Below are 17,001 nucleotides of genomic sequence, written 5' to 3' on the forward strand. Positions count from 1 at the left end.
TTAAAAACATGTTTATTAACTAGAAAGTAGGTATATTTATGTAGGATGCAGTTATCAGATTGAAGGGAGAACAACATGAAAAAAATATCAAACGTCTTTTGGATTACACTTGGAATTCTTGTAGCAGCAACAATCTATGCTGTTATTTCACCAAGCAGTTTTGAAAAAGTAACAGAGAATATACAAGCATTTATTACATCCTCTTTTGGATGGTATTATTTAATTATTGTCTCAATAATGGTTATTTTTTGTATTGTTTTAGCGTTAACGCCAATAGGGCAAATTCGTCTCGGAAAGCAGGACGAAAGACCTGAATATTCAACAACTTCATGGTTTGCCATGCTGTTTAGTGCAGGAATGGGGATTGGACTTGTCTTTTGGGGAGCGAGTGAGCCGCTGCTTCATTTTGCATCCAACCCTCCTCTTGCAGAACCGGGAACAGATCAAGCTCTTAGAGATTCAATGAGATTTACGTTTTTTCATTGGGGGATTCATGCTTGGGCCATATATGCTGTTGTAGCACTTGCACTTGCCTATTTTAAATTCCGTAAAGATGAACCAGGATTAATCTCAGCGACACTTGTACCGCTTTTTGGAGACAAAATGAGAGGTGGTTGGGGTACTGTAGTTGATGTACTTGCTGTGTTTGCTACTGTAGTAGGAGTAGCAACAACCTTAGGTTTTGGTGCAGTTCAGATTAATGGTGGTTTATCTTACCTTTTTGGTATACCGATCGGATTTAATATGCAATTTATTATTATCATTGTGGTCACCATTCTTTTTATGGTTTCTGCATGGTCAGGCATCAGTAAAGGAATCCGCTATTTAAGTAATGCAAATATGGTATTAGCCATCTTTCTGGTTATTGCTATGCTGATCGTTGGGCCGACGATGCTCATTATGAATTTGTTTACGAATACAATTGGCTCTTATGCACAGAACTTAATTGAAATGAGCTTCCGTATTGCGCCACTTGATGAAGGAAATCGAGTGTGGATTGACGGTTGGACCATCTTTTACTGGGCATGGTGGATCTCATGGTCTCCATTTGTAGGAATTTTTATCGCTCGTGTTTCACGTGGACGTACGATTCGAGAATTTATGGCTGGTGTATTACTTCTGCCAGCTTTCGTTAGCTTCTTCTGGTTTGCCGTATTCGGTACGAGTGCAATCGAAGTGCAAAAAGCAGGAATAGTGGATCTTGCTGGGTTGTCAACAGAAGTAACGCTTTTTGCTGTTTTCAACGAATATTCTTTCGGTATTGTTTTGTCTATTATTGCAATTCTGTTGATTAGTACATTCTTTATTACTTCTGCAGACTCTGCTACCTTTGTGCTCGGAATGCAGACAACATTCGGGTCTTTAAACCCTCCTAAATATGTCGTCCTGACGTGGGGTCTTGCACAATCGGCAGTCGCAGTGATCTTACTTTCCGCTAATGGACTGCAAGCATTGCAAAATGCATTGATTATTGCCGCATTCCCGTTCTCGTTTGTCATGCTGCTCATGATGATTTCCACCTATAAGTCACTAAATCAGGAACGTAAGGACCTCGGTTTAATGCTTACACCAAAACTGAGAAATAAAAAAGAAACACTTGATAAAAAAGCAGAAAAACAATCATAAATGCTGACTCCCTTTTTTCAATAAGAAAAAGGGAGTTTTTTTATGTCTAAAGGGAGTTTTTTTGTTACAATAAGCAAGATGATTGTCGAATTTGCGTGAAATGTGGGATGAATGACCGAGGGGTGGACTTATAATGGCTAAAAAATTTAAGAATAACTTAACTGCTACGAGATGGCTGGCAGTAATCCTTGTATTACTTACCCCAATTGCCATCGTTGTGACCATCGCGGCATTTTCTGCATTTATCATTTTTCAGAATGATGAGCTAAAAGGAAAAGCGAGCGACTGGTTGGAACAAGCTGGAGCACCCGTAGAACTTTCAATTCCAGATGAATATATCCCGATTTATAAAGCAGCAGAGGCGGAATATGGCGTGTCTTGGACTTTATTAGCCGCTCATCATCGAGTTGAAACTCGCTTTTCGACAATGGAAACCTTGATATCTCCAGTAGGAGCAGAGGGTCATATGCAATTTATGCCTTGTACATTTGTTGGCTGGAGCCATCCAACTTGTGATGGACTTGGAGAGGGAAATATTCCTGAAGCAGAATTGACTGATCCTGAAGTCATAGCCGTATATGGAGGTTATGGTGTTGATGCGAATGGTGATGGAATTGCTGACCCATTTGATATTGAGGATGCAGTGTTTAGTGCTGCCAATTATTTAGCAGGCAACGGGGCGGCGGATGGAGAGTTAGAACGAGCAATTTTCACTTACAATCGAAGTGATGAGTATGTAGAAGATGTACTTTTTTTCTATAATCAATATGAAGAAGAGAATCAAGCAGCATTGGGACAGTAATAGGATGCTCATACTTCACACTTTTATTAAACATAAATCAGTCCGGATATCGTTTCGGGCTTTTTTTTGTAATCGGTAAGGAGAGACATAATGACAAAAACGATATTTTTATGGTTTATTGCAGTAAGTATGTTAACAGGCGGCACATTATTAGAGGATACGGAACCGGAGTCATCATTAGCTTATATACAAGGAACCGTCACAAATGTTGTCGACGGAGATACAGTTGATGTAAAAATGGGGGATGGTGCAGAAGAGCGGGTTCGTCTATTATTAATCGATACACCGGAAACAAAACATCCACGCTTAGGTGTACAGCCTTTTGGACCTGAAGCCTCTGCTTTTACGGAAGAGAATCTTGATGGTCAGGAGATCGAACTTGAACTTGACGTGTCAGAACGTGACCGCTACGGTCGGGTGCTTGCATACATATGGCTTGATGGAGAACTATTTAATGAAGAGTTAGTTCGGCAAGGCCTGGCGCGAGTCGCTATTTATCCACCTGATATTAAATATGTAGATCGTTTTGAAGAAGTGCAGAAAGAAGCACAGCATGCTGCAGTTGGGATATGGTCTATAGAAGACTATGTATCGGATCGAGGCTTTGATGGTGAAATAGAATCAGAGGAAGAAGAGCTGACACAAGAAGAAGGCTGCTTAATAAAAGGAAATATTAACAGCAGCGGCAATAAAATTTACCATGAGCCATACACAAGAAATTATGAACAAACAATTCCTGAGGCTTGGTTCTGTACAGTAGAGGAAGCGGAAGCAGCAGGCTTTCGTGCCCCTAGAAATTAGTACACAGAAAGGTAAAACAAAACAATTGATTTATCAGAAATACGGGTGTATTATATAAAAACAGGCTGCGCTGTTCGTACTTATAATAAAGTTTTAACCTTTAAGCTGTAATAGGGAGTTTTACATCGAAACAGAAATGTCATGCCTCCTTAGAAGAGGACGACAGGATGGTTTTTGCGAACACCCACTTTGAGGAGTGGTGGTTTAAAACTTTCTTACTAATTATACGGCAATTGCGGCTTGCAATATTTCATTCAATTTCACTTGATGTTTTAGGACAGATATAAACCAGTTTCCTTTATAGGTGACTGGTTTTTTCTTTATAGAGGAAAGGCACTTTTTGTGCTTTCAGCGATTAATAATGGTATGATAAAGACTGATTAATTTTAGGTGAAAAGGAGATGCTTTAAATGACTAAAACAGGATACATAGAGTTAACGAATGGAAGTAAAATCAATTTTGAACTATATCCGGAGGAAGCTCCAGGCACAGTTGCAAACTTTGAGAAATTAGCAAATGAGGGCTTTTATGATGGCTTAAACTTCCACCGTGTCATTCCAGGATTTGTAAGTCAAGGTGGCTGTCCGAATAAAAATGGCACAGGCGGTCCAGGCTATACCATTAAATGTGAGACAGAAGGAAATCCTCATACTCACGTTGCGGGTTCATTATCTATGGCACATGCAGGCAGAAATACAGGCGGAAGCCAATTTTTTGTTGTACATGAACCACAGCCTCACTTAAATGGTGTTCATACTGTTTTTGGTAAAGTTACAGATGGCTTAGAGCATGCTCTTACAATGGAGCAGGGTGCAGGAATAAATACAATTAAAATATCTGAGTAATCCCATTAGGAGAGCAGAAATGCTCTCCTTTTTTATATTTGATCATCCCAGGTATCGACATAAAGAGATCCGTCCTGCTGAATTTCCGCATAAAAGACGTCTGAAATAGACGTAACGCCAGCTTGCTCCAACTGATGCTTGAGCCAATTTATATCCAGTTGTAACGCTGTTAGATTTCGTTTGTTTACTTTACCATCGGAAATAATTTCAGTTGCAATTGGAAAAATATTCTTAGCTGTTTTCTTAATTTTTAAATCGTCCTTCGTTACAGCCTCTTTGAATTTTTTTTTCATAACAGATAACGTGCCGTCTATTTCAAAAATGGCATATTCAACATCTGTTATTGAAAAGATATCATGTTTTCTCAGCAGTGAATTGAAAGTGTTGATATCCATACGAGCCTTACGGAGAGTTTTTTCCATCACCATTCCGTTTTTTATTAGAATGAATGGCTCTCCTTCAATAAGTCTCCGTGTTTTCTTTGACTTTAAAGAAATAAATTCTGTTAAAATTGTTAGTAATGCCCATCCTGTCAGCGCAGCGATTCCATTCCGTATACTTGAGTGTGGGTTTACGACCAGGTGTGAAGCGATTGAACCGATCGTAATGGCTGATACAAAATTGATAAAGCTCATTTCGCTAATTTCTTTTCGCCCAATCATTCTGGTTAATAATAAAAGAATAAAGTACGATAAGAGGACCCTAACAATCAATTCTAAAAGATCCATATCAAATTCACCTTTTTATTTCATTCTTGAGCAAAAGAAGAAAAAATATTCAGCCATGATCAAGTAGGGGACATTATTTTTCCTATATGTAGAAGGATCTTAGTTGTCTAGAAAAAGTATAAAAATATATTAATAAATTATTTGAAAAATAGCATTCAAAAGAAAGAGACTGCAAGAAGCAGTCCCATCTTATCAAAAAATGTGGATCGTGTATCAAACACAAGATTTTAAAGTCCTAAGCAGACCTTTATCCTTAAAGATAAAGGTCTGGGTATCATTAGGATATTACCAAATTCGACAAGAGCAGCCAATAATGATAAGCAGCACAAATAACACAATGATTAATGCAAATCCGCTTCCCCAGCCATCCATTTAGAACACCTCCACTCATGTATATCTTTTATAGTTAATTACCATTTAACGAAAGTTGCGCCAACAATGATCAATAGAATGAACAAGACAATAATTAGCGCAAATCCGGAACCAAATCCACCACAACCTCCACCATAACCGTAAGCTGGGTAAGCGGGGCCACAACTACCATAGCCATATCCACCAAACATAACATCACACCCCCAATTCAAATGGTGAGAAAGAAAATAGCTTTCTTAATTTAAATTATGTTTAAAATAAGGAGATGTACTAGACGTATTACACGGTTCACAGAAAAATTCAATAATTTATTTTCATGCATCATACCTTTTGTGATGTGAAAATAAATACGAAAACTGGTTAAGAGAAGGACCAGCAGCTAGTATGCTGTAGGTCCAACATTCTATAATGAACTTTGAAACGCTCAATTGAAACGTATGCGATGATGGAAAAAGTGGTATGAACATTGTTCATGCTGCAAAAAAACAGCAATCATTTGAAGCATTAGTAGTTGATCTTAAAGACTTAGTAATAATATCCTCCGTATGGATAGTAAGGATAACCATATGCAGGATATCCGTAACCATAGCCGTATGGAGATAACAAAGAACCAGCTAATAATCCTCCTGTAAATCCACCTAAAAACGGTGCGCCAAAACCAAACCCGCCAAATGGTCTGCCAAACCCGAAAGGACGTCCAAACCCTCCAAACCCTCCAAACCCTCCAAACCCAAAAGGTCTGCCAAATCCACCAAATCCAAAAGGTCTTCCGAATCCACCAAATCCAAATGGCCTACCAAAAATTCTCTCTTCTGAATTGCTTGCTTCATTCTCGTAAGGATTAACCTGTGATAAAGAATAAATATTTGAATTCATTTAAATTACCCCCCATTTTAAATTTGTGTACATTAAAGCTTATGCAATTATTGATATACATTCTTGGGTAAGTATCCTGTCTATAAGGAATATGGGTGATTATTGTGATTTGAAAAAACTATGTATTTGTTTCTTAAAGATTGCCAAATCAATTGTTGATTTCTTCACAGACGATATATATGTAAGAACTTGATGTATTTTGTGCTTCTGATCTATATAGGAAATGCATTGCAGTCACTCTGGAGGAGAAAAACTAAAGGGGAGCGGTTGAATATGTATTTTCTCAGCATTCACGCTGATCCTACCCGTATCGTTTTCATTTCTAAATTAGTGGTTAGAGTTTGATTAAAAAATAAAAATAGCCATATATGGTAAAACCAAACAGGCTATTTTTGTTCTTAAATTTTTGGGGTATCACTTTCTTTAATTTGTGTAAAAAAGAAAATAAATATGAGGATAGGGGCACCAATTAAGAATAAAGTCTCTTTTGAAGGAGAAAATGATGGTAAATCCGATAAAGCCATTAAGGCCACTCCTTTTTTAATATATTTAATATCCTTGAATCTACTTTAAAGTGTTTAGAAATATTATCTCTCATAAACTCATAATCCTTTTGGAGATAAGGTAAGGCAGGCACACGTTTAGCCACTCCGAAAATAGGACCTGTTACATCGATAGAAAATCTACCAGGTCCTACTAATATGCTCGTAACGCCAATTTCATCAATGAGTAATAAAATTGCAAGAATGATATCAATAATGTCGATTAACATGGTGGAAAAAACATTTCCATTTAAACCCTCTAACCGTTCATTTCTTAAAAGAGGACCGCTTAAAGAGGGGACAAATCCACCTGGATTAACAAATATTCCGACAATTGTAATTTGTCCGGTCATTAATAGTGCTGCTGTGACAAGATTGAGATCTCGCTGCAGAGAAGCAATGATTTGCAAATCTTTCTGAATTTTACTCTTTTCGTCCATAATCCTCACTTCCTCTTACGTACTCCTTTTTTATTCTATTCAAAATCAAGAAAAGTTGTGAAAGACAATATAGTTTTGGTGCGAGCATTGTACACATTAATTCAACCACCATGAGGACATGTGTTTGAAGCGGTACTCGAGCCCTTTAATAGGTCAATCGCTATATTAATAAATGATTCTCTTTATATTTCAGATGGAAATATAATTGTAATATAATTATATTTTTTGGGAAGCGTTTAAAATGGTAGAATACTCTTAGCCTTATTAAAGCATCCGTATTTCATTCATTTTTAGAGGGTAAATAAGTACATCTATTCAATCGAATTATGAACGTAGATTAATAGGCTTTGAAAATAAAAGATTAATAATCAAATAAGCTTTTGTAAGAGAATGATTATTGTGTTCGATGAAGAGGAGTTCATACGTTGAAAAAGTCATTTTGGAGTATACCGATTACAGCCACGCTTCTTCTTGGAAGCATTTCAGGATATGCAGGAACGGTTAAGGCAGAATCTATAGATAGCCTGCAAAGTAAAATAAATGATATACAGAATGAGCGCGAACAAATAAAAGGAGATATTACGATCAAAGATACGAAGATAAATGAAATGATTTCCAGTCAAAATGAAGTTACTGCTCAAATTAAACTACTGGATGAAAAGATCCAAGCGGCTACTACCGAAATAGCAGCAGTATCTACTGATATTGAAAAAACAAATGCAGAGATTGAGAAATTGAGGAAAGAAATTGAAGAATTGAAGAAAAAAATTGAAGAGCGTACCGCTCTTTTAGAAGATCGTGCGCGTGCTATTCAGTTGAGCGGTGGTAATGTAAGTTATATCGATGTTCTGCTAGGTGCTGAAAGCTTCAGTAATTTTATTGACCGTTTCTCTGCGGTTAATACGTTAGTTGAAGCAGATCACGAGATTATGGAAGAACAGCAAAGAGACAAAGATTCACTTGAAAAAAAGGAAAAAGAAGTACAAGAAAATTTGCAGAAGCTTGAACAAAAAAAAGCAGAACTTGATCGTTTAAAAGCAGAACTTGATCGCCAAAAAAATGAGAAAGATAATCTGATGGCAGAGCTTGAGGCAAAGCAGAGCGAGCTTGTAGGAGAAAGAACAGAACTTGAAGAAAAAGACAAAGAGCTTTTAGAATTATCATCAGATGTTGAACAGGAAATTCTTTCAGAGCAGAGTCGTTTAGCGGAGCTTGCACGTCAGCGTGAAGAAGAAATGGCTGCAGCAGCAACGAGGGAAGTGAGTGTCAGCAGTTCTAATGCTTCAGTGCCTGCTAGTAGTTCAGGCTCTTGGACGTCACCAGCAAGTGGTGTTATTACGACAGAATTTGGCTATGACGTTTTAAATGGAAAAGAGCGTTATCATTATGGTATGGATATCGCAGCAAGTGTTGGAACTCCAGTTCGTGCAGCAGGTAGCGGCTATGTAACAAGTGCAAAGGTAAGTAATTCATATGGAAACTGGATCATTTTGACTCATAGTGTAAATGGTCAAACATTTTCTACCGTCTATGCTCATCTAAGCAGTATGTCCGTTAGCCAGGGCCAGTATGTTGAAAAAGGACAAGTGATCGGTGGGATGGGAAATACCGGGTATTCATTTGGTACTCATCTTCACTTTGAAGTTCACGAAGGAGAGTGGAATGCAGCAAAATCAAATGCAATTAATCCAAGAAAATATGTTTCCTTTTAAAGCCATAAAACCTTCGTCTATCTTTGAATTAGACGAAGGTTTTTTACGGTTATTTAATAATCACATGTTTTTAAATGAAAGGGTCACAATGAGCAATACTTGAATTTTCGATTTGAATCGTTGTATGCCGTATTTTGTAGGTTTCCTTCATTTTTTTCATAGCTTGCTGAAGAACATGTTGACTGTCTGCATGGTCTTCAATTAAAAGATGACAGCTTAAGGAGTCAAGACCTGAGGTAATCGTCCAAATATGAAGATCGTGAACTTCAATCACACCGTCAATACTTTCTAATGTTGCTCTAACCTCTGTCTGATTGATTGAAATAGGTGTGCCCTGCATCAAAATATGAATGGAGTGCTTGATTACCCCCCAGCCGCTTTTTAATATTAACAAAGAAACGACGACGGATATAATCGGATCAGCAATATACCAGCCGAATAGAAGCATGAATCCCCCGGCAAGAATAGCGCCAACAGATCCCAACGCATCTCCAAGCACGTGCAAGTACGCACTTCGCAGATTTACATTATTTTTCACATCGCCTTTTCTGAGTAAAAACCATGCGCTTGCCAAATTTGCTAACAGTCCGATGGACGCAATCAGCATCATTTGACCGCTTGCAACAGTAGGAGGATCAAAAAAACGTGCATAGGCTTCACTAATGATAAATCCAGCAATGATAAACAATGTTACTCCATTAAATAAAGCGGCGAGAATTTCGAAGCGATAAAAGCCAAATGTTTTGTTAGGGGATGTGGTTTTTGATGCAAACCATATTGCCACTAAGCTTAAGAGCAAGGAACTGGCATCACTCAGCATATGGCCGGCATCCGCTAACAACGCAAGACTATTTGTGATGATCCCTCCAATAAACTCTAGGAACATGATTCCAGTCGTAATAAAAAGAGCAATCAACAAGCCTTTTTTGTTACCTTCTCTTGCTTCTTCAAAATGATTATGACCATGTGAGTGGCCGTGGTGATCATGGTGGTGATGGTGTCCCATACATCTTTCCTCCTTAGTCACATTCTATATGTGTCAACACTTGATTTAAGATTGTGATAACGTGCTCGTCATCAAAAGTATAGTAAAACGTGTTTCCTTCTCTCCGGAATTTCACGAGCCGCAAATTTCTCAGAAAGCTTAATTGGTGAGAAACAGCTGATTGTGTCAATTCTAATACCTCTGTAATATGACTGACAGAGCATTCTTCTTGTGAAAGTAAGTATAATATTTTAATTCTTGTTGGGTCTCCTAATGCCTTGAAAATACGGGATGCTTCATCGACGGTTGCCGGTAATAGGAAATGATGCTCCTGCTGCTTCATAATATGACCTCACTTTTAATTATGTAATCGTTCATTTTAATCAAATCCAACATAGTATATGAGCATGTGTTCATATACTATGTTATGTTTCATAAGTACGTTTGTCAACCATCATATACGAATTTTTTTCAATGAGAATTTTAAATTTATAAGTCAAGGCTTCGAATAAACGATTAATTACTAGCCATACTAACTCGGTAAAATGAATAGGAGGAATTAGACATGCAGCAAAATCAAAATCAAAACATGCAAACAGGAAATATGCCTCAAAATGTCAAGCACGGGGGACATGAGGTTAATGATGTAATGGAAATGTTAGGTACAATGGTCAGTGTCCTTGATCAATACACCATGTTTCGTCAGCATATAAAAGACCAGGAATTGCTGGGGATTTTAGACCGTCAGTATAATTGGATTCAAGATGAATACAATATTACCGTTGAAGCATATAAGACAGGGCAAAAACCTTCGCATTCTAAGACAAGCTACAATATGCCGCAGGGCAATGATACGATTTACGGGCTAACTCCTATGGCGCCGATAAAACCAATTCAAGCTATAAATGAAATCAATGACCAGGGGATTTCTACACATATGCTTAACCTGACCAAGTCTTGTGCGACACTCAAAGCAATGACAGCACTTGAAATGACAAATCCAATTATTAGAAGAATGACAGCTGACAGCGTGGCGAACTGGATTGAAATGGCTTTTGAAACATTCCTTTATCAAAACAAACATCATTACTATCAAGTACCACAATATTCACAAATCGATATGCAGCAGCTAACTAATTCCTATGCCCCAGCTGGAAATAAAATGATGCAGTAATCATATAGAGATAGTAAAAAGGAGTTCCTTATGGAAGCTCCTTTTTATGTTATGCTCAATAGTATGGACGGTTATTATAGAACGATCATGCATAATGTATGAAAAAAGGAGCGTGAAGAAATTTGGGCAATGCGTTTAATCAAGAAGAAATGAATAAACTAACAGCTGAAAATCCACTTATCAATGAATTAGTCTCCACACAAGAATTATTTTGGATGAATCCAAGCTATAAACATTTTCAGCAAGGCATTAAACAGGCTCCGCTTGGGGAAAAGGATATCATTGAAGCAGAAAACCGATTGCTGCGATTTGCACCTTATATTAAAAAAGCATTTCCCGAAACAAAAGAGATGAATGGAATCATCGAGTCTCCCATAAAAGAGATACAAGCGTTGCAGCAACATCTGGAAGAAATGTACAGTGAAAAATTATATGGTAAATGGCTGCTTAAATGTGATCATGATCTCCCAATATCAGGATCAATCAAAGCTAGGGGTGGAATTTACGAGGTGCTCAAGCATGCAGAAGAACTAGCTGTGCAGTACGGCTTACTTGGGATAGAGGATGACTATTCTCTTTTGGACAGCAAAAGGTTTAAGGAATTCTATTCCAAGTATGCCATCTCGGTTGGTTCAACAGGTAACCTTGGACTAAGTATCGGCATTATCGGCGCAAAATTAGGATTTAAGGTAACTGTTCATATGTCAGCTGACGCTAAAAAGTGGAAAAAAGAATTACTTCGCAGTAAAGGTGTAAACGTTGTTGAATATGAATCTGATTATAGTAAAGCAGTGAATCAAGGGAGAATCGAGTCGGAAAAAGACCCTCTTTGTTATTTCATCGATGATGAAAATTCTCAGCATTTATTTGTTGGATATGCTGTGGCTGCTTTACGTTTAAAAAATCAGCTAGAGTCATTGAAAATAAAAGTAGATTCGGACCATCCATTGTTCGTATATCTGCCGTGCGGTGTGGGAGGAGGACCTGGTGGAGTTGCGTTTGGGCTGAAACTGATCTATGAAGATCATGTACATGCTTTTTTTGCAGAGCCTACTCATTCTCCGGGCATGCTATTAGGTATGTTAACAGGACTACACGATAAAATTTCTGTTCAAGATATTGGGATTGATAATATTACGGCTGCAGATGGGCTTGCTGTTGGGAGACCATCCGGTTTCGTTGGGAAAACCATGGAGCATTTTTTAAGCGGCTGCTTTACTGTAAGTGATCACAGTTTATATAAATTATTGTATAAAATGGCAGTGAAAGAGAACATTTTCTTAGAACCATCAGCATTGGCAGGTGTCTTTGGTCCTGTTCAGTTGTTTAAAACAACAGAAGGAAAAGAATATATTCAATATCAGAAACTTCAACACAGAATGAAGAACGCAACTCATATTGTATGGGCTACAGGGGGAGGTATGGTTCCAAAGGCAGAGATGGAAGAGTATATGAAAGCAGGATTTTCAGAAATGGAAAAAATGTAATCGTTAATCATGAGTGACAACCTTTCAAAGCTTTCTCAAGAAGTATTGAATAAAACAAACCTAAACGGAAAATTGACTTTGACAGTTATTAAATGAAGGACTATATTTATTTTAGTTATTGAATGAACAATACGGTATGTATTCATTATTTGCTAATTTTATGAACTACAGATAGAAATTCGAGGAGGGACTAACATGGTTGGACCTGGTAGTATGGTGTTAATTGGTGCTGTAGCATTATTGATTTTTGGACCTAAGAAGCTTCCCGAAATTGGACGTGCAGCAGGAGAAACATTAAAAGAATTTAAAAAGTCTACAAAAAACATTCTAGAAGACGACGATAAAAAATAATTTAATAAAAGAAGCTCCCATTTTTTAAAGGGAGCTTCTTCTTTTATTTAATCTATTCATTTCTAAGATTTTATTAACTTTGATCGAACAAGAACCGGGTATATAATAATTCCAACAAAAAATAATCCAATTCCTAATGTAAAGGTTGTCCAATCGGCTGTACCTGATTTTATAACCCACACAGAATATAGAAATGCGAGCACTGCAACAAAGCCGTGCAAGATTCGTGATTTTTCACCGAGCTTATATGTTTCCCCTTTCATGACCAGCTTTATAAGAAAACAAGCCGATATTAAATAAGGGATTAAATATGCGAGAGTAGCAGATGTCGTTAAAAATGTATAGGCTTCGCTTATGGTCCCAGAAATCGTTGAAAAAATAAAAATTTGAGACATCATATTTGTAACGGCAAGTGCTCTGACAGGACTCCCTTTTTTATTTGTTTTTGCAAAATAAGCGGGAAAGATGCCTGACTTAGCTGCTTGGTAAGGAACTTCTGAGCTTAGCAAGATCCATCCAATAGTCGAACCGAATAAAGAGATAATGGCTAAAAGGGCCATAATTGTTGCACCAGTGTCGCCGATCATGACAGAAAGTGCATCTACAAAAGGCTTATCTGATGATTTCAATATTTCTTGAGGAAGTACTCCCATAATAAGCAGTGTAATTGCCATATAAATAAAGATTGCAATCAGGAGGCCAATCACTGTAGCTCGGCTGACATCACGCTGAGATTTAGCACGACCGGATAAAATAACAGCAGATTCGATACCTACAAATGCCCACAATGTTGAGATCGCAGCCAAATTGATTTGACTGGACAGGCTATGGGAGCTGCCTTCGCTGTCTATAATAGGTGTATAAAAATCACCGACGATTGAAAGTTCAAAAACAAACAAAGTAGCGACAATGAATAACATAAATCCAATGACCTTAGATACTGTAGCAATGAAATTCAACTTGCCGGCACTTCTCATATTCGTTATTAGAATTAAATGAGTACCCCATAATAAAAGACTGCACACAAAAAACGTGACAACACGACCTAGTCCAATATCCTGTGATCCAATTGAAAAGAGAGTGTTCTCGCTGCTCATGATTGGAAAGAAGGCAGATAAATATCCTGCAAAGCTTGTAATAATGGCAACATTGCTAATCCAATTGGCTACCCAATATCCCCAAACCATTGAGAATCCAGCTGTATTCCCAATCTTAGGAGCATCAAACAGGGCTTGTGCATAGCTTTGAGGACCTGCCTTCAACTCAGGCTTGCGTTTGGATAATGTACCAAACACCAATGCAATCATTAATACCCCAAAGCCGGTTACAAGCCATGCGATGGTAACTCCCAAAGGACTAGCCAGCTGAGCTAATGTGCTAGGTAGCATAAATATACCAGATCCTACCATGTTGCCGACTACAATAGCAGTCAAAAGCCAAAATCCCCATTTTTTATCCATAATTAAATTCCTCCTAATAAAAAAAAACGCAAAGAAAAATCTTTGCGTTTTAAAAGCATGCCAAATCCGCAAACTACCTCTAAAATAGCTCTCCACAGAATATTTCTGTGACAGTTTTACACCTGTTAGATGCAAACCCAGTATGGAAAGATAATGTGGATCTTTCATACTTCGGCAGTTATTCCTTTTGACAAACCGTCATAAACTCCATAAAGTCTCTGGTTAGCTACTCTTAATAACTGCAACCTCTACCTCATCGAGATAGCAATGAGGATTTATATAGTAAAATAATATAATAATGAGATTATCAAAAAATAAACAGTGCTGTCAATGCTTGAGAAATATGATTCAATAGTAAAATAACATGAAAAATTCTAAATTTTTACTGGTTTTATGACTAATTGATCCATTCTTTATTCTTCTGGATGAAAATTTTATTAAAAGGTAATTATATATAAAAAAAGAGAGAAAATTGTAATAGATATAGAATTCTAGCGTTTTTTTTGTATTAAGTAAATAATAAGCATGAAAGAGATAGAGTTAATTAAGTATCATTAAAAGCGGTTACATTGAAATGTAAAAATGAAACAATTGACAAACCATATCCAGAGGACTAAAATCATTTTGATTAATAGTTAACTTACTTAATTATTTATATACTAAATATTTTTTGGGGAGGAGAAAATGGAACGTACAGAATTGATTACTCATTTTGCAGAAACATTTAGACATTTGACCAAAGATGTCCGTACGGATTTGACTGTACTTTTTGAAGGACTGATTCCTTTTAATGAATTTTTAGTTCTGCAGGTGGTAGCAGAAAGAAAAAGACTGAAGGTTTCAGAAATTGCTGATGAGCTTAATGTAACGAAAAGTTTTATTACGCTGGTATCAGAAAAATTAATTAATAAAAAACTAATCACGAGAGAGCGGGTAGAAAAAGATCGGCGAATTGTCATGCTCGTCATCACACGTGAAGGAAATTCTCTTGTAGAGGAAATGAATGAAATGAAAACTACGTATTTTTTAAAAAGGCTAGAGGGGATTTCAAATGATGAAATCATCCAAATAAATGATTTATTCAAAAAAATTATATTGAATAATTCAAGTTCATCATCAGAATGAGGGGTATAAAATGGAACATTTAAGTCCGAAGGAAAAAATTGCGATTATGATCGCGATTATTGGTGCTATGTTTTTTGCGGCAGTCAACCAAACCATAGTCGGAAATGCACTGCCGGTCATTATTTCTGATTTAGGCGGATTGGATCTCTATAGCTGGGTATTTACGATCTACATGTTAACAAGTGCCATTACGACCATACTGGCAGGTAAGCTCTCTGATATTTATGGACGTAAACCATTTTTAATTATTGGTATAATCATCTTTTCAATTGGCGCATTTTTAGCAGGGACATCTACAACTATTATACAGATGATCACTTATCGGGGCATCCAGGGATTGGGAGCTGGCTTTATCATGTCTGCGGCCTTTACCGCTGTAGGCGACTTATTTGCACCGCGAGAAAGAGGGAAATGGCAGGGAGCAATGAGTGCTGTTTTCGGTATATCTAGTGTATTCGGACCGACTTTAGGAGGATATATTGTCGATAACTATGAGTGGAAATGGGTTTTTTGGGTTTTTCTTCCTCTGGGAATTATTGCGCTGGGTTTAATATGGAAGTTGTTCCCGTCTAGTGTTAAGCGTGAAGGTGAAAAAATTGATTATCTCGGCTCACTCTTTTTGATGAGCACAATCGTGACAGCCCTTCTTGGATTTTCTTGGGCGGGAACAAAATATGATTGGGGTTCTGCAGAAATTTTAGTATTGTTTGCAGCTTCGATTTTATCACTGTGTATATTTGTTGCAGTTGAAAGAAAAGCAAAAAGTCCAATTTTACCTTTGCATCTTTTTAAAAACGGGATCTTTACTATTTCAAATATCATTGGATTTGTCATCGGAGTGTCTATGTTTGGCGGAGTGATGTATGTGCCTTTTTATATTCAAGGTGTGTTAGGCTTTTCTGCCACGCATTCCAGTTTTCTTACGATGTCAATGACACTTGGTCTTGTCGCTGCAAGTGCACTGGGAGGTCAATTAATTTCCAAGACAGGGAAATATAAACTGCAAGCTATTATTGGACTATCGATTTCTGCCTTCGGATTGTTTTTACTTTCGCAGATGGGAATTAATACTTCTCAGTTTTCGTTAGTATTGTATTTAATTTTAGTTGGATTTGGATTAGGAATTGGGATGACAGTGTTTACCTTAACCGTTCAAAATGCGGTTGACCAAAGTTATTTAGGAGTAGCTACAGCATCGTCACAACTATTCCGTTCAATAGGGGGTACAGTTGGAGTAGCCATTATGGGGACTTTATTAAATACGCGGATGGCTGATCGAATGGAGTCATTTCCAGCACCAGATTCTAGTGTATCTCCAGAAATAATGGATTCACTGCAATCCTTGCAGAATCCTCATCTTTTGTTAGATCACAGACAGCTTGATCAAATTGTTAAAACGATTCCAAGTGAGGCACTTCCACTATTTCAAGAGACGTTTGAACATTTAAAAGTGGCCTTAACCTACGCTTTATCAGGTGTCTTTTTATTTGTGACAGTGGTCATGGTCGTTGGTATATTTCTTGCCTTTTTCTTAAAGGAAGTCCCGCTTCGCAGTGCAAGTCTAAGTACTAAAGAAAATGAAAAAAACAATTCAGAAGCCAAAGCTGATATAGATCAGTCATTGCATCAGCAGCACTAATTAAACAGAAAAAGCGACTGGTAAATGGATCCAGTC

Annotated in this window: 19 protein-coding genes, 1 other RNA gene and 1 riboswitch; of the genes, 11 read left to right on the forward strand and 9 right to left on the reverse strand. The window is 37.3% G+C overall.

The window, feature by feature from the left end; all coding sequences use genetic code 11:
* Positions 1-75 precede the first annotated feature (75 nt).
* From KP78_RS12905 to KP78_RS12920, 5 genes are all read left to right on the forward strand, one after another.
* Entirely contained in the window at positions 76-1,626 is a 1,551-nt protein-coding gene (locus KP78_RS12905; RefSeq protein ID WP_041089512.1) for a glycine betaine uptake BCCT transporter, read from the forward strand.
* A gap of 133 nt (positions 1,627-1,759) precedes the next feature.
* Positions 1,760-2,428, forward strand: a complete 669-nt coding sequence (locus KP78_RS12910) for a lytic transglycosylase domain-containing protein (protein ID WP_041089513.1) — start codon at positions 1,760-1,762, stop codon at positions 2,426-2,428.
* 90 nt (positions 2,429-2,518) lie between these two features.
* Positions 2,519-3,229 carry a thermonuclease family protein gene (locus KP78_RS12915; protein WP_041089515.1) on the forward strand — a complete coding sequence of 237 codons (711 nt, stop codon included), beginning with the start codon at positions 2,519-2,521 and terminating at the stop codon, positions 3,227-3,229.
* A gap of 59 nt (positions 3,230-3,288) precedes the next feature.
* A non-coding RNA gene (gene ssrS, locus KP78_RS19250) (6S RNA) lies at positions 3,289-3,475 on the forward strand.
* Positions 3,476-3,639: 164 nt separating this feature from the next.
* The gene (locus tag KP78_RS12920; RefSeq protein ID WP_041089517.1) at positions 3,640-4,074 is read left to right on the forward strand and encodes a peptidylprolyl isomerase; all 435 of its coding nucleotides are present in this window, start codon (positions 3,640-3,642) and stop codon (positions 4,072-4,074) included.
* Positions 4,075-4,106: 32 nt separating this feature from the next.
* Here KP78_RS12920 and KP78_RS12925 read toward each other — a convergent pair whose 3' ends face one another.
* The 6 genes from KP78_RS12925 to KP78_RS12935 all read right to left on the reverse strand — a co-directional run bounded on the left by KP78_RS12925 (position 4,107) and on the right by KP78_RS12935 (position 7,032).
* The gene (locus KP78_RS12925; RefSeq protein WP_041089519.1) at positions 4,107-4,802 is read right to left on the reverse strand and encodes a YetF domain-containing protein; all 696 of its coding nucleotides are present in this window, start codon (positions 4,800-4,802) and stop codon (positions 4,107-4,109) included.
* A gap of 285 nt (positions 4,803-5,087) precedes the next feature.
* Positions 5,088-5,174: a YjcZ family sporulation protein gene (locus tag KP78_RS19255; RefSeq protein WP_084220030.1), complete on the reverse strand. Its 87-nt coding sequence runs from the start codon at positions 5,172-5,174 to the stop codon at positions 5,088-5,090.
* Between the two features lie 38 nt (positions 5,175-5,212).
* Positions 5,213-5,365 (reverse strand): YjcZ family sporulation protein, encoded by a 153-nt coding sequence (locus tag KP78_RS19260; protein WP_084220032.1) that lies wholly within the window; start codon positions 5,363-5,365, stop codon positions 5,213-5,215.
* Positions 5,366-5,699: 334 nt separating this feature from the next.
* On the reverse strand, positions 5,700-6,050 hold the full coding sequence (locus KP78_RS12930; protein WP_041089521.1) for a hypothetical protein: 351 nt from the start codon (positions 6,048-6,050) through the stop codon (positions 5,700-5,702).
* A gap of 398 nt (positions 6,051-6,448) precedes the next feature.
* A complete protein-coding gene (locus KP78_RS20995) occupies positions 6,449-6,574 on the reverse strand; it encodes a hypothetical protein (RefSeq protein WP_268747525.1) in 126 nt (41 codons plus the stop codon).
* The gene (locus tag KP78_RS12935; RefSeq protein WP_052474805.1) at positions 6,574-7,032 is read right to left on the reverse strand and encodes a hypothetical protein; all 459 of its coding nucleotides are present in this window, start codon (positions 7,030-7,032) and stop codon (positions 6,574-6,576) included. Before KP78_RS12935 ends, KP78_RS20995 begins: the two co-directional genes overlap by 1 nt.
* A 425-nt stretch (positions 7,033-7,457) precedes the next feature.
* On the opposite strand from KP78_RS12935, the gene KP78_RS12940 reads away from it, so the two are divergent.
* A complete protein-coding gene (locus KP78_RS12940) occupies positions 7,458-8,744 on the forward strand; it encodes a murein hydrolase activator EnvC family protein (protein ID WP_041089525.1) in 1,287 nt (428 codons plus the stop codon).
* A 70-nt stretch (positions 8,745-8,814) separates the two neighbouring features.
* Here the strand turns inward: KP78_RS12940 and KP78_RS12945 are convergent, their stop codons facing one another.
* Both KP78_RS12945 and KP78_RS12950 read right to left on the reverse strand, forming a co-directional pair.
* Positions 8,815-9,750: a cation diffusion facilitator family transporter gene (locus tag KP78_RS12945; RefSeq protein WP_041089527.1), complete on the reverse strand. Its 936-nt coding sequence runs from the start codon at positions 9,748-9,750 to the stop codon at positions 8,815-8,817.
* Positions 9,751-9,763: 13 nt separating this feature from the next.
* Positions 9,764-10,072 carry an ArsR/SmtB family transcription factor gene (locus KP78_RS12950; protein WP_041089529.1) on the reverse strand — a complete coding sequence of 103 codons (309 nt, stop codon included), beginning with the start codon at positions 10,070-10,072 and terminating at the stop codon, positions 9,764-9,766.
* Between the two features lie 222 nt (positions 10,073-10,294).
* Between KP78_RS12950 and KP78_RS12955 the strand changes: the two genes are divergently transcribed.
* The 3 genes from KP78_RS12955 (at position 10,295) to KP78_RS12965 (ending at position 12,741) form a co-directional block, all read left to right on the forward strand.
* Positions 10,295-10,903 (forward strand): spore coat protein, encoded by a 609-nt coding sequence (locus KP78_RS12955; protein WP_041089531.1) that lies wholly within the window; start codon positions 10,295-10,297, stop codon positions 10,901-10,903.
* A gap of 149 nt (positions 10,904-11,052) precedes the next feature.
* Entirely contained in the window at positions 11,053-12,390 is a 1,338-nt protein-coding gene (dsdA, locus tag KP78_RS12960; RefSeq protein ID WP_041089980.1) for a D-serine ammonia-lyase, read from the forward strand.
* Positions 12,391-12,585: 195 nt separating this feature from the next.
* On the forward strand, positions 12,586-12,741 hold the full coding sequence (locus KP78_RS12965; RefSeq protein ID WP_041089532.1) for a twin-arginine translocase TatA/TatE family subunit: 156 nt from the start codon (positions 12,586-12,588) through the stop codon (positions 12,739-12,741).
* 62 nt (positions 12,742-12,803) lie between these two features.
* Here the strand turns inward: KP78_RS12965 and KP78_RS12970 are convergent, their stop codons facing one another.
* Positions 12,804-14,201, reverse strand: coding sequence for an amino acid permease (locus tag KP78_RS12970; protein ID WP_041089534.1), 1,398 nt, complete (start codon positions 14,199-14,201; stop codon positions 12,804-12,806).
* A gap of 77 nt (positions 14,202-14,278) precedes the next feature.
* Positions 14,279-14,460, reverse strand: a riboswitch (Lysine riboswitch).
* A gap of 425 nt (positions 14,461-14,885) precedes the next feature.
* Between KP78_RS12970 and KP78_RS12975 the strand changes: the two genes are divergently transcribed.
* On the forward strand, positions 14,886-15,326 hold the full coding sequence (locus tag KP78_RS12975) for a MarR family winged helix-turn-helix transcriptional regulator (RefSeq protein ID WP_052474806.1): 441 nt from the start codon (positions 14,886-14,888) through the stop codon (positions 15,324-15,326).
* Positions 15,327-15,336: 10 nt separating this feature from the next.
* Positions 15,337-16,965, forward strand: coding sequence for an MDR family MFS transporter (locus KP78_RS12980; RefSeq protein ID WP_041089536.1), 1,629 nt, complete (start codon positions 15,337-15,339; stop codon positions 16,963-16,965).
* Positions 16,966-17,001 lie beyond the last annotated feature (36 nt).

It is taken from the genome of Jeotgalibacillus soli, assembly GCF_000829435.1.
In the GTDB taxonomy this organism is placed as follows: Bacteria; Bacillota; Bacilli; order Bacillales; family Jeotgalibacillaceae; genus Jeotgalibacillus; species Jeotgalibacillus soli.